Here is a 24,968-nt window from a genome sequence, read left to right as displayed (position 1 = left end):
GACACCGTCTCAGAGCGTCGTCAGCAGGTGTCCGAAGCCGGACGGCGCGCGGTAGTGCCGGCGCGCCGAGGTGACGACGGGGAGCCGTCGTGTGCGCAGCACCCGCCGCCCGGCCCGCTCCAGCGCCGTGACGAGCGCACGGTCCTCTCCCGTGGCGAGCGGCGGGAAGCCGCCGGCCGCGCGGTACGCCGCCGCGCTGAAGCCGAGATTGGCGCCGTGGATGGGGGAGTCGGCCGCGTAGTGGCGAGCGTAGGCGGCGGGACGATGCGGAGGATGACCGGTCCAATCGGCGACCGTGACGGTGCCGGCGACGGCCTCCCACCCGTCCACGGCGTACCGGAGCTGCGCCGTGAGCCAGTTCGGCGGGACCAGCGTGTCGGCGTCGGTGGTGGCCACCCACGACACGCCTCGCCGCAGCAGTTCCCGCACCCCGGCGGCCCGCGCGATCCCGACGTTGCGCGCCCCGATCTCGACCACCATGGCACCGTGCCCGCGCGCCACCTCGGCCGTACGGTCGGTGCACGCGTCGGCGACGACGACCACCGTCGCGTCGCCGAGCGCCTGCAGGCAGGCGGAGAGCAGGCGTTCCTCGTTGTGGGCGGGGACGACGACGCCCGCGGTCACGTGAGTCCCTCGGCGGCGGCCACCGACACGGGATCACCGTCGACGTACACCTCGGCGAGGAAGTCGGCCTCCCGGTGCTCGGCGAGGAGCGACAGCCCGGTCGCCCGCAGGGCGGCGTGCGCCTCGTCACCGGTCAGCGGGTAGTCGGACACGGGGTGACGCCAGTGCACGGCCAGCAGGGTGCCGCCGGGCTTCAGCGACCCGGCGCCCAGGTCCACGACCCGCCGCAGGTCGTCCCGGTCCAGGTAGTAGAGCAGCTCGGAGAACACGATCAGGTCGAACCGGCCGGACGGCCACTCCTCGGGGAGCATCCGCTGTTCCACCCTCGTCCCGGGCGATCGCAGCCGCGCCTGCCGTACGGCTTCGGGGGCGACGTCGCAGGACAGCAGCCGGTCGCACCGGGGCGCCAGCAGCGCGGTGAGGACGCCGATCGAGCAGCCGGGTTCGAACGCGTCGGCGTAGCGCCGGTGGGGGAGCATCGCCAGGGTGAGCGCGTACTTGCGCTCCTCGTACCAGCGGGTGGTGAAGCCCCACGGGTCGCTGGACGCGGCGTAGACGGATTCGAAGTAGTCCGGTCCGAGGGTCACCGGAAGAACACCTCCCGGTGCCGCGTGAAGTGCGCGACGATGCCCGGCGGCAGGATCGGGTCCGGGCCTTCGAGCTGGCTGGTGAAGCACTCGATCGCCGCCCGCTTGCGCTCGGCGATCTCGGCCGGCAACGGCACCTGGACCGCGCGGTCCCAGGGCAGACGGGGGTCGGCGGGTCGTGCCCAGTGCCAGGTCCAGATGGGGAACCGGAGCACCTCGGCGCCGCACGCGAGGGCGGCGCGTCCCGTGGCCTCGTGGTCGGAGTGGACGTCCTTCTCCCACGGGGCGAGGCAGACGTCGAAGCCGTCGAGGAGGCCGGGCAGCAGTCGGGCGAGCTCGGTGTCCCGTACGCCGGTGTCGGGCATCCCCAGGCGCACGACCTCGCAGTCGCCGAGGTGCTTGAGCGCGTCCGCGGTCTCGGCGACCCGCCGGGGCGCGACGTCCTCGCCCGGGTGGGACCCCTCGCCGTCCGTGACGGCGACCAGCCGGAGCCGTACGCCGGCGTCGGCGAGCAGCGCCATCAGGCCGCCCGCGCCCAGCACCTCGTCATCGGGGTGCGCGGCGAGGACGACCACGCTCCGCCACCGCGACACGTCGAGGATGGGCAGCGCGTCCAGGCCGTCCCAGGCCCGCCAGGTCTCCTCGGCCGTGCCCGGCGCGTCGATCGGGTTCGGCTCGTCGGCGCTCACCACTCCTCCCCGGTGACCAGTTCGCCGAGGGCGGCCAGATCGCGGTCGGCGTGATGCTGGCGGATGTAGACGGTCAGGTCGGCGACCCGCCGGGCGTGCGCCTCGTCATGGCACAGCGGTCCCGCCCCGAGCGCCCGGCCCGTACGGTCGAGCACGTCGGCCGCCACTTCGGCGACCAGGGAACGCACCCGCAGAGCGCGCGCCGCCCCTTGACCCTTGCGGTCGAGCGGGTCCGCGTCGATGTCGGCGGCCGCGCGTTCCAGCGCGTCACGCGCGGCGGTCAGCGCGATGTCCACCGTCCCGAGGTGGGCCAGCGCGTGCGGCCCCTTCGCGCCGAGCAGAGCGCGGGCGACGGCGCGGGCCCCGCCGTACCAGACGGCCGCCACGCCGATCCCGCCGTGGTGGAAGCCCGGCCGGTCGATGTAGCCTCCGGCCGGCCCGACCTCCTCGGCCGGCACGTCGTCGAAGCGGACGCTGAGGCTATCGCTGGCCGCCATCCCGGTCGCCGGCCAACTGCCCTCGATCGGCTCACCTGGAGACACGGCGAACAGCCGGTCGCCCGCGGTGACCAGCGCCCGGGTGCAGACGCGCGCCCCCGAGCAGTACGGCTTCACCCCGCGCACGCGGCCGTCCCTTACCTCCAGGCCGGCCGGCTTGGCCGCCCAGACCCCCCAGCGTTCGCCGGACCCGGGCTCCGGGCCGTTCAGCTCGGCCAGGATCGCCAGCGCGTCGAAGTGGCCCTCGCTCAGCCGGGCCAGTGACAGATCCTCCTCCGCGAGCCTGGCCAGCGCGGCCCACCTCTCGCGCGTCGCACCGCCGCCGGGCAGGGGAAGCCGCGACTGGGTGACCTCGGTGAAACGCCGTTCCACATACCGACCCCATGAAGACATGCGGCGCTTCTACCCGGATATGTCACTTCTAGTTCTCCGCTCATCGAGCGGCGGATGAGACTGGCAGAGTGACGTCGTCGCCTCGCCGGGGAAGAGGGAGGGGTATTGAGGATGCGCACGAGCGGTTCGCGGGGACATCCGCTGTTCGCCCGCTGTTATGCCCGCTTCTGCCCACTGCTGGACCGCGGGCTCGTCGCCTCCCGCAGGGCGCTGCTCGCGGGCCTGTCCGGCGAGGTCATCGAGATCGGCGCGGGCACCGGGTCCAGCTTCGCCCACTATCCCCGTGAGGTCCGCCGCCTCGTGGCCGTCGAGCCCGAGAGCCACCTGCGGCGGGTCGCCCGAGCGGCCGCCGCGCGGGCCCCCGTCCCCGTCGAGGTCGTTCCCGGCGTGGCCGACCGTCTTCCCGCCACCGACGGATCCTTCGACGCGGTGGTGGTCTCCCTGGTCCTGTGCACGGTCCCCGACCAGGCCGCCGCGCTGGCCGAGATCGCCCGCGTGCTGCGGCCCGGGGGCCGGCTGCGGTTCTTCGAGCACGTGCGAGCCGACACCCCGGTCCGGCGAGGGGCGCAGCGGGCCGTCGACGCCACCGTGTGGCCGCTGCTCGCCGGCGGCTGTCACACCGGCCGCGACACGGTCGCCGCCGTCCGGGCGGCCGGGTTCGAGCTCGAGCGTCTCGATCGGTTCGGCCGCGCCGAGACCGGCATGCCCTTCCCCATCGCTCCGCAGGTCCTGGGCAGCGCGATTCGTCCGTGAGGCCGTGGCGTGGTGGTGCGGTCGGTCTCAGTCGACCGCACCACCCCCGGCCGGAGCGGCCTGTCAGCGCTGGGCGAGGTACTCGGCGGCGACGGCGCGCAGGCGGGCGTGCGTGCCGTCGTAGACGGAGGCGCCGGTCAGGACGCTCTTCGGCAGCTTGGCGAGCATCGTGTAGTTGGTGTCCACCACGTTGCCGGTCGGCGCGAGCCCGGCCTGGCTGACCAACTGGTACGCGTCGAGCCGGTCGAGCCCGAGCAGGTCGGAGGTCCAGATGACCAGATCGTGCTGGCTGATCCGGAAGGCGTCCTCCAGCGGACGGGCCGAGCCGATCGACATGACGTGGCCGTCGCTCTCCAGGCGCGGCCACGCCGGAGCGCCGCCCTTGATGAGATCCACGACGACCACCGTGTTCATCGCGGTCTCCACGGCGGTGCCGCACACCTCGCCCTCGCCCTGCCGGCAGTGCCCGTCGCCGATCGAGACCAGGCCGCCGGGCACGTTGACGCCGAAGTAGGCGGTCGTGCCGGCGCGTAGTTCCGGCGTGTCCATGTTCCCGCCGTGCGCACCCGGGGTGATGGACATGATGACCTCGCCGGCGGCCGGCGCCACGCCGACCGTGCCGTGCATCGGGTCGAGCGGGAGCTCCACCTCCAGCTCGGCGGAGCGCGCCCGGAACCGGCAGATCCCGCGCGCCGGGTCGACGTCGTACAGCCACACCCGCTCTTCGAGCGCCGGATGCAGCATCGCCGTCGTGTGGGTCGTGGTCAGCGCGCCGAAGTGCGGGAACGTGGACGAGACGGCCCAGCTCCTGGCCGGCCGGATCGCCGCGAAGTGCACCGCGACCGTGTCGCCCGGCTCGGCGCCGGCCACGGCGATGGGACCGGTGACCGGGTTGAGGTAGGGGAACTCACAGACCTCGCTCGGCAGGTCATCGACCGTGCGGACCGCGCCGCCGAAGCAGTCCTCGGTGAACAGTTCGACCACGGTGCCCGGTTCGACGGTCAGCGCCGGTGGCCGGCCGCCGAAGGCGAAGGCGGGCTCGGCGTCCAACGTCACGACCTCGATGCTCACTGTCCGGCCTCCTCACCGGTGATGCCCGCCAGGGTGGGCCGGCGACGGGCGATGAGGAGCCCCACCAGCACGATCACCCCGATGGCCAGCCAAACGAAACCCATCTTCTGCGCCGCGACCCTGGCGTTGATGACGACGTAGCCGAGGATCAGGAAGCCGAGCGCGGGAGCGATCAGATGGCGCCACCAGTCCCGGCTGCCGGAGCGGACCACGTAGTGCACCACGACGGCGACGTGCAGCACCAGGAACGCGGTCATGGCCCCGAAGTTGACCAGCGAGCTGAGCAGGGTGATCCCGTCGCTGCGGCTGTCCATGTACAGGCCGAGGCCGAGCGAGACCGCCGCGACCAGCAGGGTGGCGTTGACGGGGACACGCCGCCTCGGGTGCACCTTGGCCAGGAAGCCGGGCAGCTGCCGGTCCCGTGCCATCGCGTACAGCAGCCGCGACGTGGCGGCCTGGGCGACGAGCGAGTTCGCGAAGCCCCAGGAGATCGCGGTCGCCAGGGCCGTCAGCTTGGCCAGCCAGGCGCCGCCCGCGGCCCGGGCGGCGTCGTAGAAGGCGGTGCCGTCCGGATCCCCATGGGCGATCAGCCCGGCCTGGTCGGGCACCAGGAGCGAGGCCACCCAGGTCTGCACGATGAACAGCACGCCGGTCAGTACGAGGGCGGCCACCATCGACCTGCCGATGGCCCGTGCCGACTCGCGGTTCTCCTCGGCCAGCGTCGAGATGCCGTCGAAACCGAGGAAGCTGAGGACGGCGATGGAGACCGCGCCGAAGACCAGGCCCCAGGAGAAGGTGGCGTGGTTGTACAGCGGAGACAACGCCGAGCCGTGCCCCTTGCCCTGCGTGAGCGCCACGACGCCCACGACGAGGAAGATCGCGAGGATGATCAGCTCGGCGACGAGCATGATCCGGTTGATCCGCGCGGTCATCTCGATGCCCAGGTAGTTGACCACGGTGTTGAGGACGACGAAGGCGATCAGCCACAGCCACACCGGGACCGCGGGCACGAGCGAGTTCATCGCCACGCTCGCGATCAGGTACAGCAGGCTGGGCACCAGCACGTAGTCCAGGAGGATCATCCAGCCGGACAGGAATCCGACGGGTGCGCCGATGCCCCGGCCGGCGTAGGTGTAGACCGAGCCCGCCATGGGGAAGGCCCGCGACATCTGCGCGTACGAGCCGGCGGTGAACATCATGGCCAGCATCCCGATGGCGTACGCGAGGGCGACCATGCCGCCCGAGCCCTGGAACACGCTGCCGAAGATGCCGAACGGCGCGATCGGCACCATGAAGATCAGCCCGTACACGACCAGGTCCCGGAAGCTGAGCGAACGCCGCAGCTCCTGGGCGTATCCGTAACGTTCGATCCCTTCGACGTCACTCATGGATCCTCCTCGATGGAGCGGTGAGCGCAGCCTAGGGAATCTACTTCCAGATGAAAAGGTTTTGACTGGGAAAATCAGTAGCGGCTGACCACCGTCAGATCGAGTCCATCCGCCCTGGCCAGGTACCCGCCGGCGCGCGGCGGGCCGAGCGGGGCGGCCGCCCACGCCCTTCGCGCGTCCGGTGCGCCGGTCAGCAGACGGCCGGCCGCCGCGGTCACGCGCTCCGGGGCGAGCGCGCCGTACGCCGCGAGCGCCGCCGCCAGGTGCACGCCGTCGTACAGCCCCTCCGCGTAGACGTCCAGCGCCGGGCCATGATCGCCGAACTCGGCCCGGTGCCGCTCGGCGAGGGCGATCCGGCGCTCACTGTCCTGACCGGCGAACGATCGCATCGTGGAGTACAGCTCTCCGGTGTCGTCGCCGCCGATGGCCAGCAGCCCGTTCGTCTCCAGCGACCCGGACAGCCGCAGTACGCGCGAGCCGAGACCGGACGACGCGAACAACCGGTTGAACCGGACGAGGTCACGGCCGACGAGGCTGAGCAGGACGGCGTCCGCGCGCACCCGGAGTAGAGCGTCCACCGCCTCCTCGGCGCCCGTTCCCACGACCGGCTCGAACGGCAGGAGCCGGTCCAGCACCACCTCGGCACCGATCGATCGGATCAGCGGGGCGGCCACCCGGTGCACCGAACGCGGCCAGATGTAGTCGCTGCCCACCAGCGCCCACCGCCGCGGCCGCCGGTGTTCGGCCAGCCAGCGCAGCGCGGGCGCCAACTGGTCTGCCGGGGAGCCGCCCAGCAGGACGACGCCCTGCTCCCGCGTGCCCCCTTCCTGCGGCGGCGTGAAGAAGTAGGCCGATCGGCGGGCGACCGCGGCCTCCACGGCCCGGTGCACGTCACTCGTGTGGTAGCCGACGAACGCCTGGACGAGCCCCGCCTCGGCGAGTGAACCGGCGTCCCGTGCCACCTCCTGCGGCCGCCGGCCGGCGTCGACCAGGACGAGTTCGACGGGCCGACCGGCCGAGGTCGCCTCGCTCGCGGCCAGTCGCGCCGCGGCGAGTCCGGAGGGGCCGGTCAGGCCGAGCGGCCCGGACAGCGGAAGCAGCAGGCCGAGGCGCAGCACCGAGGCATCCGGTCCCGCGACCATGAGCTCCATGGCGTCCCGTACGACCGCCGCGCCGTTCATCCCGACAAGTATGCTCTGCGCAACGGCCCACGGCGGAAGGCGCATCTTGTCGACCTCGGCGACGAACCAGAGTGAAACGGTCCTGCCCGCCGCCACGGCCGACCTCGTCGACCTGCTCACCCGCATCCAACGTGCCATCGCCCGGGACCTGGGCGCCGTGCTGGAGGAGGAGGGCACGTCCGTGGACCAGTGGCGGGTGCTGCGCGCGCTGGACGGCGCGGAGGGCCGCTCGATGGGCGAGCTCGCGGCGGAGGTGGAGATCCCCCATCCCACCCTCACCCGCATCGTCGACACCCTGGTCGACTCGGCCTACCTCTACCGGTCCCAGTCGAGCCGGGACCGCCGACGGGTGACCGTGCACGTGTCCGAACTCGGCCGGAACAAGCTGCGGCGACTGGACGCGCTGGCCGCCGCGCACGAGCAGGGGATCGCCGCCCGCCTGGGCCCGGACACGGTGACGACCATGTCCGCGCTGCTCAGATCCGTGCGCGAGAGGCTCTGAACGACCGAGCGGGCCCACGCCGCCCTGAGTCACGGGTAACGAAATCTGAACGCGGTGCCCGGCTTCGGGAGTCGCGGGGAGCGGTTCCCTTCTCCTATATCCGCAGTTGACGGCCGCTGATCGGCGCTGTGGCGCGTTGTCCACTTCCGGCCTCATGATCGGTACTTGTGTTCAGACTATTGACGCTATTCGCCTCATCAACGGACACTACGCCGGGATCTTGATCACTTTTTGAACGCACGAGGATTCCGTCAATCCGTACGTCGAGTGGAGTCTCGGTATGCGCATGGCTCGTCTCGCGGTCGCAGCGGCGGCGATCGCCGCCTTGGCCGCGCCGTTCACCGCGGCCACCGGAGTGGCCCAGGCCGCTTCCGGGGAAGGGGCCAGACCCTGGCTGAACACCTCACTGCCGCTGGAGAAAAGGGTCGATCTGCTGCTGAGGCAGCTGACCAACGACGAGAAGGCCACCTTGATGACCGCGGTGGGGCGGCCCAGCGGTTCGCACGCCACCGGTTACATCCCGGGAATCGAGCGTCTGGGCGTCCCCGGCATGCAGTTCAGCGACGGCCCGAGCGGCGTCCGTGACGGCCGGCCCGAGACCGCGCTGCCCTCCCCGGTGTCGCTGGCCGCCTCCTTCAACACCGAGACGGCCAAGGCGTACGGCACGGTCATGGGCACCGAGGCAAGGTACCGCGGCTACCAGGCGATCTACGGGCCGATGGTCAACATCGTCCGCACCCCGCTCGGCGGCCGTGACTTCGAGACCCTCGGCGAGGACCCGGAGCTGGCCGGCGACCTCGCCTCCTCCGAGATCCGGGCCATCCAGGCCCAGGGTGTCGCGGCCCAGGTCAAGCACTACGCGGGCAACAACCAGGAGAACGCCCGCACGACCTCCAGCTCGAACATCGACGAGCGGACGCTGCACGAGATCTACCTCCCGGCCTTCGAGAAGGCGGTCGCGGACGGCAAGGTCTGGTCGGTGATGTGCGCCTACAACAAGGTCAACGGCGTCTACGCGTGCGAGAACGCGCAGATCCTGCGCGACATCCTCATCGACACCTGGAAGTTCGACGGAGTCATCGACACCGACTACCCGGCCAACCACTCGACGGTCGCCTCCGCGCTCGCCGGTCTGGACCAGGAGTTCAGCGGCACCACCTACTTCAAGCAGCTGCCCGCGGCGGTCGCGGCCGGCCAGGTGCCGCAGTCCGTGCTCGACGACGCGGCCCGCCGCATCCTGCGGCTGGAGTTCCGCACCGGCCTGTTCGATCCGAGCAAGCCCGTGACCGCGGACTTCGACAAGGACAGCGCCGTCGCGAAACAGGCCGCCGAGGACGGCAGCGTGCTGCTGAAGAACAGCAAGAACACGCTGCCCCTGGACACGAGGAGACTGCACTCGATCGCCGTGATCGGCCCCAACGCCGACACCGCGGTCACCGGAGGCGGCGGCAGCTCGGCCGTCACCCCGTACAAGAAGGTCGACCCGGTCTCCGGCCTCAAGGCGAGACTCGGCGACTCGGTGACCGTCGACCACGTCAAGGCGGGCACGGCCTCGGGCCAGCCCGCGATTCCGGCGTCCGCGCTGACCGGCCTCAAGGGCGAGTACTTCACCAACAAGACCCTCACCGGAACCCCCGCGGTCACCCGCGACGACGCCAACGTCGACTTCAACTGGGGAAGCGGTTCTCCGGCCGCCGGCATCCCCGCCGACGGCTTCTCCGCGCGCTGGACGGGCACGCTCACCGCGCCGGCGACCGGCGCGTACACCTTCTCCGCCACCAGCGACGACGGCAGCCGCGTCTACCTGGACGACAAGCTGATCGCCGACAACTGGAGCGACCACTCGGTACGGACCGTCAAGAGCACCCCCGTGCAGCTCACCGCCGGTGAGCGGCACAGCATCCGGATCGAGTACTACGAGAACACCGGTGACGCGTCCGTCACCATCGGCTGGTCGTCCCCGACCCTTCCCGACCCGCAGATCCAGGCCGCCGTCGCCGCCGCCAAGAGCGCCGACGCCGCCGTGGTCGTGGTCGGCGACTCGTCCACCGAGGGCTCGGACCGCACCACTCTGGCCCTGCCCGGCAACAACGACGCCCTGATCGAGGCGGTCGCCGCCGCGAACCCCAGCACCGTCGTGGTGCTGCGGGCCGGCGCCCCGGTGCTGATGCCGTGGCTGGACAAGGTCCCCGCGGTGCTCGACACGTGGTACCCCGGTCAGGAGGACGGCAACGCCCTCGCCGAGCTGCTCACCGGCGACGCCGAGCCCGGCGGCCGGCTCCCGGTCAGCTTCCCGACGACCGACACCCAGACCGCCGTCGCCGCCGCGCCCGGCCGCTACCCCGCGGTCAACGGCGTGTACGACTACAGCGAGAAGCTGGACGTCGGATACCGCTGGTACCAGGACGAGAACAAGACCCCGCTCTTCCCCTTCGGCTACGGCCTGTCCTACACCACCTTCAAGCTGTCCCACCTGCGTAGCGGCCCGGCCCACGTCATCGCCGGCGCGGGCACCAACGGCAAGGTGCGGCTGACCGTCGACGTCACCAACACCGGCGACCGCACCGGATCCGACGTCGTCCAGGCCTACCTCGGCCACCCCAAGAGCGCCGGCGAGCCGCCGAAGGAGCTCAAGGCGTTCGCCAAGGTCCGGCTGAAGGCCGGTCAGACCAAGAAGGTGACGCTCACCCTGGACTCGGGCGACCTGCGGATCTGGGACGACAAGGCCCACGCGTGGACCGTCCTGGACGGCGAGTACCCCGTCTACGTGGGCGAGTCCTCCGCGGACACCCCGCTCACCACCGCGGTGACCGTCCGCCGTACCCTCGGCACGCAGTACACGTCGGTCACCGCCGCCAAGGTCACCCGGCCCGGCACCACGCAGACGGTCGAGCAGACCTTCACCAACACCGGTGACTCCGGCGTGCGCGACCTGAAGCTCTCGCTCTCCGCGCCCCAGGGCTGGACGGTGGAGCCCGCGACCACCCGCAGGTCCGTCCCGACCGACGTTCCCCCCAACGGCAAGGTCAGTACCACCTGGAAGGTGACCGCACCGGCCGACGCGGCGGGCGGCCCGGCCACCCTCACCGGGAACGCCTCCTTCATCCTGGACGGGAGGCAGACCCGCCACGCCGACACGACGACGGTCGTGCCGTACGCCGACGTGGCGCACGCGTTCGACAACGTGGGGATCACCGCCGACGGCGACCCGTCCCCCGGCAACCTCGACCCGAAGGGCTACAGCTTCTCCGCCACGCAGCTCGCCGCGGTCGGCTACACCCCGGGAGCGACGGTGACCGCGAACGGTCTCTCCTACGCCTGGCCCAACACCCGGCCCGGGCAGCCGGACAACGTCGCCGCGGCCGGACAGGTCATCCAGGTCCACGGCAAGGGCGGCAGGCTCGGCCTCCTGGGAACCGGCACCGGCTCCTCGCACTCGGGCACGGTGACCGTCACCTACACCGACGGCACGACCGCCGACGTCGCGATCACCTTCCCCGACTGGTACGGCAACGCCGCCAGCGGCAACAGCCAGCTGGCGGTCACCACCGCCAACTGGAACCGCCCGCCCACCGACACCCTCGGCAACCACAAGGTGAGCCTCTACACGACCGGAGGCGCGCTCGACCCGGCCAAGACCGTCGCGACGGTCACCCTGCCGGGCGACAACGGAATCCACGTGTTCGCCATCACCGTCGGCTGACCCGCGGCTCGGCCCACCGGCCGAACTCACGGCACTCTCCCACCCTCCGCCGGAGGGTGGGAGAGTGCCTGCCCCTTGCCGCGCGACCGCGATCGGAGCACCGGTCGAGCAACCCGCCTGAAAGCCAGCACGACGTTTTTCTCGAGAACCGCGGAAGCGGGTGGTGCCGCCGACGGACGGGACGGCCGGCGGGCGTCGATCACGAGCGGGACTTCCAACCGGGCGCGAAGCTCCTCGATGGAGGTGCCGAACGACTCGAGCACGCGGACGCCGTCGGGGGTGCTCTCGAATACGGCGTGGTCGGTGTAGACACGGCTGACACAGCCGACACCGGTGAGGGGGTACGTGCAGGTGGGCACGAGTTTCGGGCTGCCGTCCCGCGCGAAGAGCGTCATCATCACGTAGACCCGCTTGGCGCCGATCGCCAGATCCATCGCGCCGCCGACGGCGGGGATCGAGCCGGGCGCGCCGGTGTCCCAGTTGGCGAGGTCACCACTCGCCGAGACCTGGAACGCGCCCATGACGCACACGTCGAGGTGGCCGCCGCGCATCATGGCGAAGGAGTCCGCGTGACGCCCCCTGACGTCGCGAAGGCCACATCCGTCTCCGAGACCGATGACGGATGCGGATAGCGGTAGGCGACTTCCGATCGGTACACGCCGGGGAGGATAGGACCGCCCTGCGACATTCCAGCGACGGACCCGAGCCGTCATCCGTCCCTGCCCGGCCCGGGCCTGTGCCACCGCCGCCGGCCACGACCATCGACCTGCGGCAACAACGGCTCGATCTCCGCCCACGCCGTGATACGGACCCGAGCGGAGGGCGTTGAGGACGGAGCCGGCTCCTCTCGATATGGGAGGTCTACGGGTGCGATGCGCCCGCGTGGGCCGCAGCCGGACGGCGCGTGGTGAGGGCCTGGTCGAGGTCGGCCATCAGGTCCTCGTGGTCCTCCAGCCCGATGGAGAGCCGGACCAGTCCTGCGGACGGGCGGGCCTCAGGGGAGACGGGCCGGTGCGTCAGCGCCGCGGGATGCTGGATCAGTGAGTCGACGCCGCCCAGGGACACCGCGTGGGTGAACAGGCGAACCGCCGATGTGAGGTGCCTGGCCTGCTCCAGACCTCCGTGGAGGTCGATCGAGATCATCGCCCCTGGGCCCCTCATCTGCCGGTGGAGAAGTTCCCGCGCATCCCCCGCCATCCCGGGGTAGTGCACACGGGAGACGCTCGGGTGGGTGCTCAGCCACGCGGCGACGCGCTGGGCGTTCGCCTGCTGCGCCCGGACCCGGATCGGGAGCGTGGCCAGCCCCCGGTGCAGAAGGTAGGCGCCAAGCGGGTGAAGAAGGGCACCCGTGATGGCGCGGACCCGGCGCAGCGCGGCCGCCTGCTCCTGGTCGCACGCGATGACGCCGGCGATGACGTCGCCGTGCCCCCCGAGATACTTGGTCGCGCTGTGCAGCACCATCGAGGCGCCGAAATGGACGGGGTTCTGCAGGATCGGCGTCGCGAACGTGTTGTCCACGAGAACGGGAACGCCGCGGGCCGCCTCGACGACGGCACGGATGTCGACCAGGTCGAGTGTCGGGTTGGCGGGTGTCTCCAGCATGATCAGTGCCGTGTCCGGCCGGAGCGCCGCGGCGACGCCCTCCGCCGTGCAGAACGTCACCTCGGCACCGAGCACGCCGGAGGCCAAGAGGTGATCGGTCCCGCCGTAAAGAGGCCGGACCGCCACGATGTGGCGGTGGCCGCTCTCTCGCGTCGTCGCGAGGATCGCCGCGGTGGTCGCCGCCATCCCCGATGAGAACGCCACGGCCGCCTCGGTGTGCTCCATCCGCGCCAACGCCGACTCGAATCGGGCCACGGTCGGGTTCCACAGCCGTCCGTAGACGGCTCCGCCCTCCGCGTACGGCGTGCCCCCGCCGGCCATGGCCTCGTACGAGAGGCCGCCTGCCTCGATGTCCGGCAGCGGGTTGGTCGAGGACAGATCGATGGGAAGCGCGTGGACACCGAGTTCGGCGAGGTCCTCGCGGCCGGCGTGGACGGCGATGGAGTCGAGCTGCAGCCGAGGCGAGATCATGCCGCAAGGATGAGCAGATCCACAGAGAATCTCAATGCTCATTGCGGAAATTCTCACCCTTCGCCAGGATCGATGCAGATTCGACAAGAGGAGGCCTCATGCCCGACCTGTCGTCGAAGAAACCGCAACCCGCTCCGGCGTCTCTCGACGGTACCGACCTGGCCATCCTCGCCGCGCTCGTGGAGGACGGCCGCATGACCAACGCCGCACTCGCCGCCCGCGTGGGAGTCGCCGAGTCCACATGCGCGTACCGGGTGCGCGCGTTGCGGCAGTCGGGCGTCATCGCGAGCGTCAACGCCCGGCTCAACCTCGGCGCGCTGGGCCACCCGATCCACGCGATCGTCAAGGTCCGGCTGGGCAGCCACAACAGAGAGCACGTCCGCAACCTCTACGACAAGCTGGTCGCGGTGCCGGGGGCGCTCACGGTTCTCCACGTGGGCGGCGACGACGACTTCCTCCTGCACGTCGCCGTGGAGAGCCCGGAGAAACTCCGGGATCTCATCCTGGAACACGTGACCATCTACCCGGTGGTGCAGCGGACGGAGACTCAACTGGTGTTCGAGGTACGCGAAGGTCGCGGCGTGCTGAGTCCGTGAACGTCTCCGTCGGTCACCGGTTGCTCGTCCGACCGGCCTGGCAGGAACGGACGATTCAGTGAAGGGACGCACAGAGAACCCCAGGCCACCGCCGGTGGCCGAGCTGTCGGCGCCAACACGCCGGGCGGCGAACAATGTCGGTGCCATCGCCTTTAATCGAGGAGTGGACGTTGAAGAGCGCATCGCCGAGCTGACCGCCGAGGTCAAGCGGCTGAACGACCTGTACTACGGCACCGGCGACAGCCCGCTGCCGGACGCCGACTACGACGCGCTGAAAGACGAGCTGGCGGCGCTCGTCGCCGAGCATCCCGAGCTCGAGCCGGCTGACAGCCCGCTCGGCAGGGTCAACGCGCCGGCGGCGTTGACCGGCCCGACCGTGCGCCACGCGCGCCCGATGCTCTCGCTGGCGAAGGCGACGAGCGAGGAGCAGATCCGCACGTTCTGCGAGCGCTTCAGCGGTCAGGTCTTCCGCGTGTCGGAAAAGCTCGACGGGCTCTCGCTCAGCGTCGTCTACACCGACGGAAGGCTCGACCATGTCGCCACGCGCGGCACCGGCGCGGTCGGCGAGCTGGTGACCGAGAAGGTGCGTCACGTGATTCCGGGCCTGCCGACCCGGATCGAGGCTCCGGGGCGCGTAGAGGTCCGCGGTGAGGCCGTGATGCTGCGGTCGGTGTGGGCGGCCTATAACGAGGCGCACCCGGACCGGACGCTGACCAACCCGCGGTCGGGCGCCGCCGGGACGCTGGTGCTGAAGGATCCCGAGGCGGCCGCGAAGGCCGCGCGGCTGCTGCGGTTCTTCGCCTTCGGCGCCGATCGCGATGGCGCCGCCGTGGAGGTCCCGGCGGGTTTCGAGCCGGTCGCCCAGTACGTGTGCGCGAGCGCCGAGCAGGTGATGGACGCGATCAACGAGATCGGCGGCCGCCGCGACGGGCTGGACTACGACATCGACGGCGCGGTCGTGCGCCTGCACGAGCCGGCGGCGTTCGAGGCGGCGGGTTTCAACAGCGCGGAGCCGCGTGGCGCGATCGCGTTCAAGTATCCGCCGGAGGAGAAGCTGACGACGCTGCTGTCGGTCGAGTGGCCGGTCGGCAAGATCGGCCGTGTCCCGCCGCGCGCGAAGGTCGCGCCGGTGTTCGTCGGCGGTGTGACGGTGGAGAACATCACCCTGCACAACCCGCGGCTGATCCGCGAACGCGACCTGCGGATCGGTGACACGGTAGCGGTCGTGCGGCGCGGCGATGTGATCCCGTTCGCGGGCCGCTCGCTGCCGGAGAGGCGCGACGGCAGCGAGGTCGAGATCGTCCCGCCGGCGCACTGCCCGTCGTGCGGTTCGGAGCTGGAGGTCCGCGGCACCGGCGAGGAGCGCTGGTGTGTGAACCTGCAGTGCCCGGCGCAGGCGACGCGCCGGCTGATGCACTGGGCATCGCGCCACGCGGCCGACATGGAGGGCGTCGGTGACGTCTGGATCGAGAAGCTCGCCGAGGACGGCGTGCTCAAACGCCGCAGCGACCTGTACGACCTGACGGTCGAGCAGCTGCTCGGTTACGAGCGGATGGGCGAGATCAGCGCCCGGAAAATGGTCGACTCGATCGTGTCGTCCAAGGGCATGGGGCTGCGGCGCGCGCTGATCGGGCTGGCGATCCCGATGGCTTCTGAGGGCACGGCCAAGCGCCTGTGCCTGGCCGGCTACGAGCGCATCGAGGACATCGCGGCGGCGACGGTCGAGGACCTGGTGGGCATCCGCGACATCGGGCCGAAGGCCGCCGAGAGCATCGTGGCCTTCTTCGCCCGCGCGGACGTGCAAGAGGAGATCGCGGCGCTGCGCGAGCGCGGCGTGAATCTCGATGTGCTGGCCGAGGACCGGCCGGTCGACGCGGCGGCCGCGGGCGACTCACCGCTCAAGGGCAGGTCGGTCGTGATCACCGGCGCTTTCACCGACCCGCGCTCCGGCGCGAAGATCAGCCGACCGGACGTCACGCGCCTGGTGGAGCAGGCGGCTGCGACGACCGCCTCATCGGTCTCGGCCAACACCGACTACCTGCTCGCCGGCGACAACGTCGGCGCCTCGAAGACCGGCAAGGCCGAAAAGCTGGGAGTCACGGTCATCCACCAGGAAGAACTATGGCGTTGGCTGGCCGAAGCCGGCGTCATCTGAACGACACCCGCCACGCCCTCGCTCCGCTCTCCCAGAGAACGATCGGAAGCGTGGCGCATTTCCCTGCGGCCTTATCGGCATCGGTGCTGCGCGGCGCGTTGGCGCGCGTGCCGCCAGGAGACCTCCCGCCGTCCTCCAGCCGGCGCCGCACGCCATGCCGCGCCGCGGCTCGACCCGCCGGGACCGCGGTCGGTAGGTTCTGACGCTCGCCGGGCCGCCCTCAACCGGGCGCCGCTACGATAACGACGACCCCTCACCGGGAGGTTAGCGGCCTGCTACCCGAATCCCCCGAAGCCCGGGGCAATTGAGCAGAATGGAACAGCGTGGACATCGGCACACGGGAAGAAGTCGGTCCGAAGCCGGTATCCGGCACCGTCCAGCCGAAGAAGCTGCTCCTGCGCGCGCTCGCGGGAGAGCGGACCGAGCGGCCGCCGGTATGGCTGATGCGGCAGGCCGGCCGGTACCTGCCCGAGTACCACCGGGTCCGTGAGGCCGCCGGGGGCATGGTCGGGCTCTGCAACTCGCCCGAGCACGCCGTCGAGGTCACCCTGCAGCCGATCCGCCGCTTCCCGCTCGACGCCGCCATCCTCTTCGCCGACCTTCCGCAGGTCGCCGCCGCGCTGGGCCAGACCCTCGACTACCGGGCCGGCGAGGGCCCGGTCCTGACGCCCCCCGTCCGCTCCGCGGCGGACATGGCCGGCTTCCTGAGCGCCTCGCGCCTCCACGAGGAACTGGCCCCGATCTACGAGACCGTCCGGCGGCTGACCCGCGCGCTGCCTGCCGAGGTGACCCTGATCGGCTACGCCGGTGCGCCGTGGACCATCGCCACCTACATGGTCGAAGGACGCGGCGGCGCCCCGTCAGAGCACTCCGTCGTCAAGCAGTGGGCCTTGAGCGACCCCGACGGGTTCCAGCCCCTGATCGACCTGCTCACCACCGCCGTCACCCAGTTCCTCGACCGCCAGATCGAGGCGGGCGCGGAAGCAGTCCAGCTGTTCGACACCTGGGCCGGGATACTCCCGGCCCATCTCTTCGAACGCTGGTGTACCGAGCCGGCCGCCGCGATCATCGCAGCGCTGAAGGACAAGCACCCGGAGGTTCCCGTCATCGCCTTCCCCCGGGGCGCCGGGCTCGGCTACGACGGCTTCGCCGAGGCCACCGGAGCGGACTGCATCGGCCTGGACACCACGGTCCCCCTCGAATGGGCCGCGCAAAGGCTGCAGCGCGACCTGGGCCGCTGCGTGCAGGGCAACCTCGATCCCCAGCTCCTGGCCGCCGGCGGCCCCACGCTCCAGGCCGAGACCGACCGCATCCTGCGCGCCCTGAGCGGAGGGCCGTTCGTGTTCAACCTGGGACACGGCATCGTCAAGACCACGCCCCCGGAGCATGTCGCCGCCCTGGTCGAGCAGGTACGCGCTTGGACCACACCCGCGCCACCGGACTAGGAACACCAAGCGCCGGCGATCTGTACGGCGGCCCCGTAGCGCACGCAGAGCTTGTCAAAGCGGGTTGCGACTGCCCGGCGCCAGCGGCGTGCTGGTGCGCTCACCGGAGGCTGCATGGGGCGGTCACAGGATGGTGAGTTGTTCGGGCTCGGGACGGCGCTGTGGTGGGGGCGGGGGTGTGCGGAGGCGGCGGACGTTGCGGCGTCCGCCGATGCCGTGCTCGTCGGCGAGGTCCTTGACGCGCTGGGCGATGCGGTGCTGGTAGTCCTTGGGCGCGTAGGCGCCGCGGCCGTACAGGCGCTCGTACGGTGCGACGAGTTCGGGGTGGTGTTCGCGGAGCCAGCGGGTGAACCACTCGCGGGCGCCGGGGCGCAGGTGCAGGACGATCGCCGAGACGGAGGTGGCGCCGGCCTCGGCGATCCGGCGTACGGCCGCCTCCAACTGGCGCGGGGTGTCGGTGAGGTAGGGGATGACCGGGCCCATCAGGACGCCGCAACCGATGCCGTGCTCGTTGAGCGTCGCGCAGACCTCGAGACGCTTGAGCGGGCTGGGCGTGCCTGGTTCGAGCAGCCGCCACAGCTCCTTGTCGACGAAGCCGACGGACACGGCCGTGCTCACCTCGGTGCGGTCGGCGGCCTCTTCCAGCAGCGGCAGGTCGCGCAGGATCAGCGAGCCCTTGGTCAGGATGGAGAAGGGGTTCGCCGCGTCCCGCAGCGCCTCGATGATGCCCGGCATCAGCCGGTAGCGGCCCTCCGCCCGCTGATAGCAGTCGACGTTGGTGCCCATCGCGATGTGCCCCCCGGCCCACTTCGGCGCGGCGAGCTCCCGGCGCACGAGTTCCGGAGCGTTCACCTTCACCACGATCTGCGAGTCGAAATCCCGACCCGTGTCGAAATCAAGATACTTATGGGTGTTTCTTGCGAAACAGTAGACGCATGCGTGGCTGCAGCCTCGGTAGGGGTTGATGGTCCACTGGAACGGGACCCGTGAGGCGGCGGGGACTCGATTGATGATCGACTTGGCTCTGATCTCGTGGAAGGTGATCCCGCGAAACTCCGGGGTGTCGACCGTCACCGGGCTCCCGAACAGCCCCGGGTCCTCGCCGTCCAGCGCCAACGCGTCCCAACGCATGTCCTTACCTTAGAACATGCGTTCGACGATCGCCTGCCGGGGCAGCGGCCGAAAGTTCAGTCGGGGTCCTCGTCGAAGGAGACCGAGAAGATTCTTCACGCGTTCCCGGCGCCCGGCGCCGCGGACGGCGGCCGCTCAGGGTGCGGGAGCCGCGGCGGCCGCGTCGACGAGGGCGGTGACGGCGGGGTGCCAGGGCCGGTCGACCGGTCCGGTGAGGACGAGCCGCCTGCTGATCGAGGGCCGTACGGGCACCATCACCAGGCCGGGGACGAGCATCGCGGCGGTCAGCGCGGGCACGATCGTGACGCCGATCCCCGCGCGGACCATGGCCAGCAGGGTGCCCATGTCGCGGATGCGGTGGGTGGGGGACAGCGGCGTGCCCGCTCGACGGTACAGCTCGCGGAGGTGCCGCTCGCACCCTCCGCAGGACAGCAGGAAGGCGTCGTCCTCGAGGTCGTCGGGGCCGATGCCCGGCTCTCCGGCGAGCGGGTGGTCCTCGCGGAGGAGGACGTGGAAGGCGTCCTCGGCCAGGGCCGTGCCCGGCCCCGGCGGCGGGTCGACGAGGACGGCCAGGTCGACCGTGCTGCGGGCCAGCCAGTCGGCGACCTCGTCGTCCTCGCCCTCGAACACGGCGACGTCGACGCGTGGCAGCTCGGTCTTCCACTGGGGGATCAGCCGGGGGAGCAGGCCCTGGCAGACCGTGGTGGGCGCGGCGAGCCGTACGGTGCCGGCCGGCAGCCCGTCGCGCTGGGCGGCCAGGTCGGCGATGGCGACCGCCGCCGCGAGCGCCGCGCGGGCGTGGCCGAGGATGAGGTCGCCGAACGCGGTGGGCCGGGGGCGGCCGTGCCGGGTCAGTACGGCCCCGCCGAGGGCGCGCTCCAGCGCGGCGACGGAGTGGGAGACCGCGGACTGGCTTACCCCGAGCTCGTCGGCGGCGGCGCCGAAGCCACCGTGGTCGAGCACGGCGACGAACGCCCGTAGCTGGCTGAGGTTGAGGCTCATGAGTCTTTCTCATCGAGGCGCTGCGGCCACTTGTTGGACTCATCTTCGCATTCCGCTGCAGGATCGCGTCGCATGACCGGTGTATCGCGGCGCGGAGGAGGACTGATGGAGCGGCCTGGCGGGTCGGCGGGCTGGGTGCCCGGGTTCGTGGTCCTGTCGATGATCTGGGGTTCGAGCTTCGCCCTGATCAAGGTGGCGGTCGACGCGGGTGTCGCGCCGCTGTGGATCGCGTCGTGGCGGTGCCTGTTCGGGCTGGCGGCGCTGGGCACGGTGTGCGCCGTACGGCGGGCGCCCGTGCCCCGTGGCCGGCGCGTGTGGGCGCACGCGTTCGTGGTGGCCGCGCTGTTGAACTCCGTGCCGTTCGCGCTGTTCTCGTACGCGGAGACGCGGGTGAGCTCGGTCGTGGCGGGCGTCTGGAACGCCACGACGCCGTTGACCACGCTGCTGTTCGCCGTCGCCCTGATCCGCGAGGAGCGGCCGACGCCCCGGCGGTCGATCGGACTGGCGACCGGGTTCTGCGGCGTGCTCCTGGTCCTGGGGGTCTGGCGGGGATTCGACGGCGGCACGCTGGGCGGCAGCCTGGCCTGCCTGGGAGCGACCGTCTGCTACGGCGCCGGTTTCACCTACACCCGGCGCTTCTTCGCCGGGCGCGAGGAGTCGGTCGTCGCGCTCTCGGCGGTACAGATCCTGTGCGCGACCGTCGAACTGGCCCTGGTCACCCCGGTCGTGGCGGGCTCGCCGGCCTGGCCCGGACCGGCGGCGGCAGCGGCGCTGGTCGGGCTCGGCGCCGTCGGCACCGGCCTGGCGTACATCATCAACCTGGGCGTGATCCGCGCGGCCGGGCCGACGGTCGCCTCGACGGTGACGTACCTGACTCCGCTGTGGTCCACGCTGCTGGGGGCGATGCTGCTGGCCGAACCGATCGGCTGGAACACCGTCACCGGCGGCCTGCTGATCGTCGCCGGGGTGATCGTGGCCCGGGCGCCCCGCCGGACGGAGCGCGCGGCCGTCAGCGTACCGGGAAGCCCGGGACCTCGCGGGCGAGGTGTTCGAGCTCGCGAGTGAGGTCGTGGGGGGTCACGATGCCGACGAGTCGGTCGCCGTCGAAGACGAGGAGGCGCTCGTGGGCCAGCCGGGCCAGCAGTTCGGTGAGGGGCGTCTCGGCCGCCGTACGCTCCGCGTCCTCCACGAGGGCGCCGATGGGGGTCTCGGGCGGCTCCCGGCGGATGCGCTCGGTGGTCACGATGCCGTGGACGACGCCTTCGTCGACGACCGGATAGGAGGAATGCCGGTGCCGGGGCAGCATCTCGCGCAGGAACTCGGCGACCGGCATGGAGCTCGGCACGGTGAACGGATCCGGGGTCATGATCCGGCGGATCGGGATGCCGTCGAGCCGCGCGCGGACCCGGGCCTGTCCGGCCTCCAGGCCGGCGGCCGTGATCAGGAACCAGCCGACGAGCGTGAGCCACAACCCGTCCGCGCTCCACATGGCGATGTAGAAGCCGCTCAGCATGGTCGCCCAGCCGAACGCGCGGCCGACCTGGGTGGTCTGCAGCGTCGCCTTCAGCCGGTCGCCGGACATCCGCCACAGCAGGGCGTGGACGAGTCGTCCGCCGTCCAGAGGCGCGGCGGGGATCACATTGAAGGCCGCGAGCAGCGCGTTGATCACGGCGAGCCAGGTGACGCAACCGCTCACCAGGCCGTCCACCCCTGTGAGGAGGAGGACGGCCGACGCGGTGCCGAACGCCGCCGCCAGCAGCACGCTGACGAGCGGCCCGGAACCGGCGATGCGCACCTCGGCGCCCGGGGTGGCCGGCTCGCCCTCGTACCGGGCGACGCCGCCGAGCAGCCACAGGGTGATCCCCGTGACCGTGAGCCCGTTCCGGCGCGCCACGATGGCGTGCGCCAGCTCGTGGGCCAGCAGGGAGGCCATGAACACGGTGGCGGTGAGCAGCCCGCCCAGCGCGTAGAACAGCGGGGGCAGGCCCTTGTACGTGTGGGGCAGTTGCTCGCCGGCCAGGCCGTACGTGATGAGCGCGAAGATCACCAGGACGGTCCAGTTGACGCCGACGCGCACGCCGCCGATCCGGCCGAGCCGGAGGGTGTCGTTCATCTCGTTCGCGGCGCGGAAACTGCGGCCTTGAGGCCGGAGCGGAAGCGCCGCTCCCTCCGTTCTGCTACGGTGTGTGATTCTGCGATAGCCAAGCGGATTCGCGGCCGGGCGGGCCGTGACAGCGCGGGGAGCCCTCCAGCCGTTGGGCGGGGCTGTGAACCGCGAACCACTGGCTTCTCCTTCGTGAGAGGCCGGAATCTCCCGCCTGCAGCCGGGAGAGGACGTCAAAGCCGCCGCCTTTTGTCCCTGAGAAAGGGATACCCGCCAAACCACTCGGGAGTCTCAGGCAGAATGCCCTTACGTGGGGTCATCCATCGTCAAGAAGAGCGTCGCGGTCGTCGCCGCCGCGGTCGTCGCGGCCGGATGCGGCGGCCCTGCGGACCGGGCCCGGCCCCCCGCGGCGCGGGCGGCCGAATGCGGTCAGGTGACGATGGCCCGCTCGGACGCCGGGCGGCAGACCCGGGCGATGTGGATCGTCTCGGTGGGCAACGGCGACTGGCCGAGCAAGCCGGGGCTGTCGGTGGCGAAGCAGCAGGCGGAGTACCGCGCCCTCCTGGATCTGGCCGTACGGCGGAACCTCAACACCGTCTACGTGCAGATCCGGCCGTCGGCGGACGCCTTCTACCCGTCCCCGTACGAGCCGTGGTCGCGCTACCTCACGGGGAAGCAGGGCAAGGCCCCGGGGTACGACCCGCTGCGGTTCCTGGTCGACGAGGCGCACCAGCGCGGGCTGGAGTTCCACGCCTGGTTCAACCCCTACCGGGTCAGCACCGGGCACAACCGCGAGAGCCTGGCGCCCGGCAACCCGGCCCGGCGGCATCCGGACTGGGTGTACCGCTACGGCGACGCCCTCTGGTACGACCCCGGCCTTCCCCAGGTCCGCGACCTGGTGGCGAAGGTGGTCCTCGACGTTGTGCGGAAGTACGACATCGACGGCGTCCACTTCGACGACTACTTCTATCCGTACCCCTTGCCGGGCAAGGAGTTCCCTGACAAGCCGACGTTCAAGAAGTACGGCGCGGGCTTCAAGAGCCGCGCCGACTGGCGCCGGCACAACGTGGACACGCTGGTGCAGACCCTGTCGGCCGGTATCCATCAGGCCAAACCGTGGGTCAGGTTCGGCATCAGCCCGTTCGGGGTCTGGCGCAACAGGTCCGATGACCCGAACGGTTCGGTGACCCACGCGCTGCAGAGCTACGACGACATCTACGCCGACACCCGTAAGTGGATCAAGAACGGCTGGATCGACTACGTCGTACCCCAGCTGTACTGGCCGATCGGGTTCGGCGCCGCGGACTACCGCACGCTCGTCGCGTGGTGGGCCGGGCAGGTGACGGGCACGCCCGTCCAGCTGATCATCGGGCAGGCCGCGTACCAGGTGGGGCACGGCGGCCCGTGGAACGCGCCGGCCGAACTCTCCCGCCACCTGACGATCGACGCGAAGTACCCCCAGGTGACCGGCGAGGCGATCTTCAGCGCCACCGACCTGAAACAGGACCGCCGTGGGTTCGCGTCCCGGCTGGCGCGCGATCACTTCGGCCGCCCGGTGCTCGCCCCGGTGAGCCCGCGTACGGCCGCCGCCGGGCCGTCGGCGCCGAGCCGCCTGCAGGCCGAGGACCGCCGGTTGACCTGGCAGGGCACCGGCGCGGCGGCGTACGCCGTCTACCGTTCGCCGGCGAAGGGCCCGGCGTGTGCCGCGCCGGATCCGCACGACCTCCTCATGGTGCTTCCGGGTACGACGCACCAGATCACCGACCACTCCGCCAAATCGGGTCAGGTCTACACGTATTACGTGACGGCGCTGGACTCACGCCACCGGCAGAGCCCTCCGACCCGAGGCGCCCACATGACCGCTCGAGGCGGCTGACCAGGGCCTACCCGGCGGCGATGCCACATCCGGCCGCGAATGCCGAGGCTCCTTGGGTTTTTGAGGTTTCCCATGCTTGGCAAACAGGGGATGATTCCTGGAAATCTGTGACCCCCTGGAGGTGCGGCATGGCGCTCTCGATGGAGGAGGAGCGAATCCTCACCGAGATCGCATCTCAACTCGGTCAGGAAGACCCTCGCCTGGCCGACCGGCTGTCCAACTTCGGGCGTCTGCGCAGGCGGCGGCGCATTCGCGCCGCCGTGGCGATCACGGTCGCCGTGCTCGTGATCGCTTCGTTGGTGGCCGCGGCCGTGGTCACCGTGCCGGTCTGAGAACGAGGTCGCCCCCGCGGGAGACTCTCCCGCGGGGGCGACGACACGCTGAGGCCGGTGTGGTGGTCGCCTCTCGGCGAAAGGCACAACGCGGCTCCTGCTCCGGCCATGCGGCCGGACGGTATTCCGCGAAGGCGGTAGGTGCGGCCCGGGGACACATGCCACACCGGCCTCACCAGCGTAACCGATTCCCACCGGTGACCGGCACCCCCCGGGCGGGTCGGCGCACGACGTGCGGTCGGGAACGCGGTCGGCCGGCCGGTGGGGCCGGCGCGAACGCCGCGCTCCAGGCGGCCCATGCCGCCACGACGAGGGGGCTAGGACCCGTCCGCGGCCATGCCCGGCATGACTCCGAGCTGGGCCGCGATGGTGGCGATGTCGAAGTAGATCCGCTCGCAGATGATCCGGTCGCCGTCCGGCCCGTCGAAGAAGAAGAACGCCACCATCGGGCACCGGAAGGTGCGGCCGGTCGGGGCGAACCCGTACGCCTCGCCGAGGTGCGTGCCGAGCAGGTCGAACTCCGCGATCACGGCGTCGTCCGCGTGCCAGAGGCGGACGTTGTCGTGCCGCTGGTCGGGAAAGGCGTCCCGGGACCTGCGGTAGTAGCCCATCACCTCCTCCGCCCCGTCGAACACCTCGCCGGTGGGGATGATCTCGTAGCGGGGGTGGTGGCTCATCGTCGTCAGTGTGACGTCGAAGTCCTGCGCGGTCTCGGACTCGAAGTGAGCGCGGATCAGGGCCTCGCGCGCCTCGCGCACGCTCGTGGTGGTCACGGTCTCTCCGTCCTGCGGCTCGGGCGAATGGTCGCGTGATGCGACTGGCGCTTTGTCGGCTCCACTTATGATCTACATCGTAAAGGTAGCGGG

General features: G+C 71.3%; 21 protein-coding genes and 1 pseudogene. 9 read left to right on the top strand and 13 right to left on the bottom strand.

The annotated features are described in order from the left end of the window. Window positions 1-9 precede the first annotated feature (9 nt). The 4 genes from AB0K82_RS27945 to AB0K82_RS27930 are packed head-to-tail and all read right to left on the bottom strand — an operon-like array spanning window position 10 to window position 2,769. On the bottom strand, window positions 10-624 hold the full coding sequence (locus AB0K82_RS27945) for a glycosyltransferase family 2 protein (RefSeq protein ID WP_364402431.1): 615 nt from the start codon (window positions 622-624) through the stop codon (window positions 10-12). Then, a complete protein-coding gene (locus AB0K82_RS27940) occupies window positions 621-1,211 on the bottom strand; it encodes an SAM-dependent methyltransferase (protein WP_364402428.1) in 591 nt (196 codons plus the stop codon). Before AB0K82_RS27940 ends, AB0K82_RS27945 begins: the two co-directional genes overlap by 4 nt. Next, complete coding sequence (locus AB0K82_RS27935; protein ID WP_364402425.1) at window positions 1,208-1,900, bottom strand: PIG-L family deacetylase; 693 nt, start codon at window positions 1,898-1,900, stop codon at window positions 1,208-1,210. Before AB0K82_RS27935 ends, AB0K82_RS27940 begins: the two co-directional genes overlap by 4 nt. Beyond that, on the bottom strand, window positions 1,897-2,769 hold the full coding sequence (locus AB0K82_RS27930) for an acyl-CoA dehydrogenase (RefSeq protein WP_364402422.1): 873 nt from the start codon (window positions 2,767-2,769) through the stop codon (window positions 1,897-1,899). The genes AB0K82_RS27935 and AB0K82_RS27930 overlap by 4 nt, the downstream gene beginning before the upstream one ends. 132 nt (window positions 2,770-2,901) lie before the next feature. Here AB0K82_RS27930 and AB0K82_RS27925 point away from each other — a divergent pair, with 132 nt between their 5' ends. Next, on the top strand, window positions 2,902-3,543 hold the full coding sequence (locus tag AB0K82_RS27925) for a class I SAM-dependent methyltransferase (RefSeq protein WP_364402420.1): 642 nt from the start codon (window positions 2,902-2,904) through the stop codon (window positions 3,541-3,543). A 63-nt stretch (window positions 3,544-3,606) separates the two neighbouring features. Here AB0K82_RS27925 and AB0K82_RS27920 read toward each other — a convergent pair whose 3' ends face one another. From AB0K82_RS27920 to AB0K82_RS27910, 3 genes are all read right to left on the bottom strand, one after another. Continuing rightward, entirely contained in the window at window positions 3,607-4,614 is a 1,008-nt protein-coding gene (locus tag AB0K82_RS27920) for an acetamidase/formamidase family protein (protein WP_364402417.1), read from the bottom strand. Continuing rightward, window positions 4,611-6,002, bottom strand: coding sequence for an APC family permease (locus AB0K82_RS27915; RefSeq protein ID WP_364402415.1), 1,392 nt, complete (start codon window positions 6,000-6,002; stop codon window positions 4,611-4,613). The genes AB0K82_RS27920 and AB0K82_RS27915 overlap by 4 nt, the downstream gene beginning before the upstream one ends. Window positions 6,003-6,076: 74 nt before the next feature. Continuing rightward, window positions 6,077-7,183 (bottom strand): ABC transporter substrate-binding protein, encoded by a 1,107-nt coding sequence (locus AB0K82_RS27910; RefSeq protein ID WP_364402412.1) that lies wholly within the window; start codon window positions 7,181-7,183, stop codon window positions 6,077-6,079. Window positions 7,184-7,229: 46 nt separating this feature from the next. Here AB0K82_RS27910 and AB0K82_RS27905 point away from each other — a divergent pair, with 46 nt between their 5' ends. Together AB0K82_RS27905 and AB0K82_RS27900 are read left to right on the top strand one after the other, a co-directional pair. Beyond that, window positions 7,230-7,685, top strand: coding sequence for a MarR family winged helix-turn-helix transcriptional regulator (locus AB0K82_RS27905; RefSeq protein WP_364402410.1), 456 nt, complete (start codon window positions 7,230-7,232; stop codon window positions 7,683-7,685). Window positions 7,686-7,965: 280 nt separating this feature from the next. Beyond that, window positions 7,966-11,388: a glycoside hydrolase family 3 C-terminal domain-containing protein gene (locus AB0K82_RS27900; RefSeq protein WP_364402407.1), complete on the top strand. Its 3,423-nt coding sequence runs from the start codon at window positions 7,966-7,968 to the stop codon at window positions 11,386-11,388. Window positions 11,389-11,642: 254 nt separating this feature from the next. On the opposite strand, the pseudogene AB0K82_RS27895 reads toward AB0K82_RS27900, so the two are convergent. After that, window positions 11,643-11,960: pseudogene (locus AB0K82_RS27895) on the bottom strand (CoA-transferase); the annotation flags it as partial. A gap of 289 nt (window positions 11,961-12,249) precedes the next feature. After that, a complete protein-coding gene (locus AB0K82_RS27890) occupies window positions 12,250-13,461 on the bottom strand; it encodes an aminotransferase class I/II-fold pyridoxal phosphate-dependent enzyme (RefSeq protein WP_364402404.1) in 1,212 nt (403 codons plus the stop codon). Between the two features lie 98 nt (window positions 13,462-13,559). On the opposite strand from AB0K82_RS27890, the gene AB0K82_RS27885 reads away from it, so the two are divergent. The 3 genes from AB0K82_RS27885 to hemE all read left to right on the top strand — a co-directional run bounded on the left by AB0K82_RS27885 (window position 13,560) and on the right by hemE (window position 17,657). Then, entirely contained in the window at window positions 13,560-14,057 is a 498-nt protein-coding gene (locus AB0K82_RS27885; RefSeq protein WP_364402401.1) for an Lrp/AsnC family transcriptional regulator, read from the top strand. Window positions 14,058-14,151: 94 nt separating this feature from the next. Further along, entirely contained in the window at window positions 14,152-16,212 is a 2,061-nt protein-coding gene (gene ligA, locus AB0K82_RS27880; RefSeq protein ID WP_364402398.1) for an NAD-dependent DNA ligase LigA, read from the top strand. Window positions 16,213-16,535: 323 nt separating this feature from the next. Further along, window positions 16,536-17,657, top strand: a complete 1,122-nt coding sequence (gene hemE, locus AB0K82_RS27875) for a uroporphyrinogen decarboxylase (RefSeq protein WP_364402396.1) — start codon at window positions 16,536-16,538, stop codon at window positions 17,655-17,657. Between the two features lie 123 nt (window positions 17,658-17,780). On the opposite strand, the gene AB0K82_RS27870 is transcribed toward hemE, so the two are convergent. Together AB0K82_RS27870 and AB0K82_RS27865 are read right to left on the bottom strand one after the other, a co-directional pair. Continuing rightward, window positions 17,781-18,788, bottom strand: coding sequence for an Rv2578c family radical SAM protein (locus tag AB0K82_RS27870; protein ID WP_364402394.1), 1,008 nt, complete (start codon window positions 18,786-18,788; stop codon window positions 17,781-17,783). Window positions 18,789-18,923: 135 nt separating this feature from the next. After that, window positions 18,924-19,790, bottom strand: coding sequence for a LysR family transcriptional regulator (locus AB0K82_RS27865; protein WP_364402391.1), 867 nt, complete (start codon window positions 19,788-19,790; stop codon window positions 18,924-18,926). A 105-nt stretch (window positions 19,791-19,895) separates the two neighbouring features. On the opposite strand from AB0K82_RS27865, the gene AB0K82_RS27860 reads away from it, so the two are divergent. Further along, complete coding sequence (locus AB0K82_RS27860; protein WP_364402388.1) at window positions 19,896-20,855, top strand: DMT family transporter; 960 nt, start codon at window positions 19,896-19,898, stop codon at window positions 20,853-20,855. Here the strand turns inward: AB0K82_RS27860 and AB0K82_RS27855 are convergent. Beyond that, entirely contained in the window at window positions 20,800-21,903 is a 1,104-nt protein-coding gene (locus tag AB0K82_RS27855; RefSeq protein WP_364402385.1) for a site-2 protease family protein, read from the bottom strand. The two genes, AB0K82_RS27860 and AB0K82_RS27855, sit on opposite strands and share 56 nt — an antisense overlap. A 301-nt stretch (window positions 21,904-22,204) precedes the next feature. Between AB0K82_RS27855 and AB0K82_RS27850 the strand changes: the two genes are divergently transcribed. Then, window positions 22,205-23,770 (top strand): family 10 glycosylhydrolase, encoded by a 1,566-nt coding sequence (locus AB0K82_RS27850; RefSeq protein ID WP_364402384.1) that lies wholly within the window; start codon window positions 22,205-22,207, stop codon window positions 23,768-23,770. A 128-nt stretch (window positions 23,771-23,898) separates the two neighbouring features. Next, on the top strand, window positions 23,899-24,102 hold the full coding sequence (locus tag AB0K82_RS27845; RefSeq protein WP_364402381.1) for a DUF3040 domain-containing protein: 204 nt from the start codon (window positions 23,899-23,901) through the stop codon (window positions 24,100-24,102). Window positions 24,103-24,419: 317 nt separating this feature from the next. Here AB0K82_RS27845 and AB0K82_RS27840 read toward each other — a convergent pair whose 3' ends face one another. After that, window positions 24,420-24,875, bottom strand: a complete 456-nt coding sequence (locus AB0K82_RS27840) for an ester cyclase (protein ID WP_364402380.1) — start codon at window positions 24,873-24,875, stop codon at window positions 24,420-24,422. Window positions 24,876-24,968 lie beyond the last annotated feature (93 nt).

Origin of the sequence: Actinoallomurus sp. NPDC052274 (assembly GCF_040679475.1) — a bacterium.
Taxonomy (GTDB): Bacteria; Actinomycetota; Actinomycetes; order Streptosporangiales; family Streptosporangiaceae; genus Actinoallomurus; species Actinoallomurus liliacearum.
This window is presented reverse-complemented; position numbering and strand designations above follow the sequence as displayed.

Excerpts from the sequence above, each read along its gene's own strand:
- AB0K82_RS27925 (WP_364402420.1), top strand. The coding sequence starts at position 2,902 with ATGCGCACGAGCGGTTCGCGGGGACATCCGCTGTTCGCCCGCTGTTAT.
- AB0K82_RS27860 (WP_364402388.1), top strand. The coding sequence starts at position 19,896 with ATGGAGCGGCCTGGCGGGTCGGCGGGCTGGGTGCCCGGGTTCGTGGTC.
- AB0K82_RS27890 (WP_364402404.1), bottom strand. The coding sequence starts at position 13,461 with ATGATCTCGCCTCGGCTGCAGCTCGACTCCATCGCCGTCCACGCCGGC.
- AB0K82_RS27885 (WP_364402401.1), top strand. The coding sequence starts at position 13,560 with ATGCCCGACCTGTCGTCGAAGAAACCGCAACCCGCTCCGGCGTCTCTC.
- AB0K82_RS27900 (WP_364402407.1), top strand. The coding sequence starts at position 7,966 with ATGCGCATGGCTCGTCTCGCGGTCGCAGCGGCGGCGATCGCCGCCTTG.
- AB0K82_RS27870 (WP_364402394.1), bottom strand. The coding sequence starts at position 18,788 with ATGCGTTGGGACGCGTTGGCGCTGGACGGCGAGGACCCGGGGCTGTTC.
- AB0K82_RS27845 (WP_364402381.1), top strand. The coding sequence starts at position 23,899 with ATGGCGCTCTCGATGGAGGAGGAGCGAATCCTCACCGAGATCGCATCT.
- AB0K82_RS27865 (WP_364402391.1), bottom strand. The coding sequence starts at position 19,790 with ATGAGCCTCAACCTCAGCCAGCTACGGGCGTTCGTCGCCGTGCTCGAC.
- AB0K82_RS27910 (WP_364402412.1), bottom strand. The coding sequence starts at position 7,183 with ATGAACGGCGCGGCGGTCGTACGGGACGCCATGGAGCTCATGGTCGCG.
- AB0K82_RS27855 (WP_364402385.1), bottom strand. The coding sequence starts at position 21,903 with ATGAACGACACCCTCCGGCTCGGCCGGATCGGCGGCGTGCGCGTCGGC.
- AB0K82_RS27915 (WP_364402415.1), bottom strand. The coding sequence starts at position 6,002 with ATGAGTGACGTCGAAGGGATCGAACGTTACGGATACGCCCAGGAGCTG.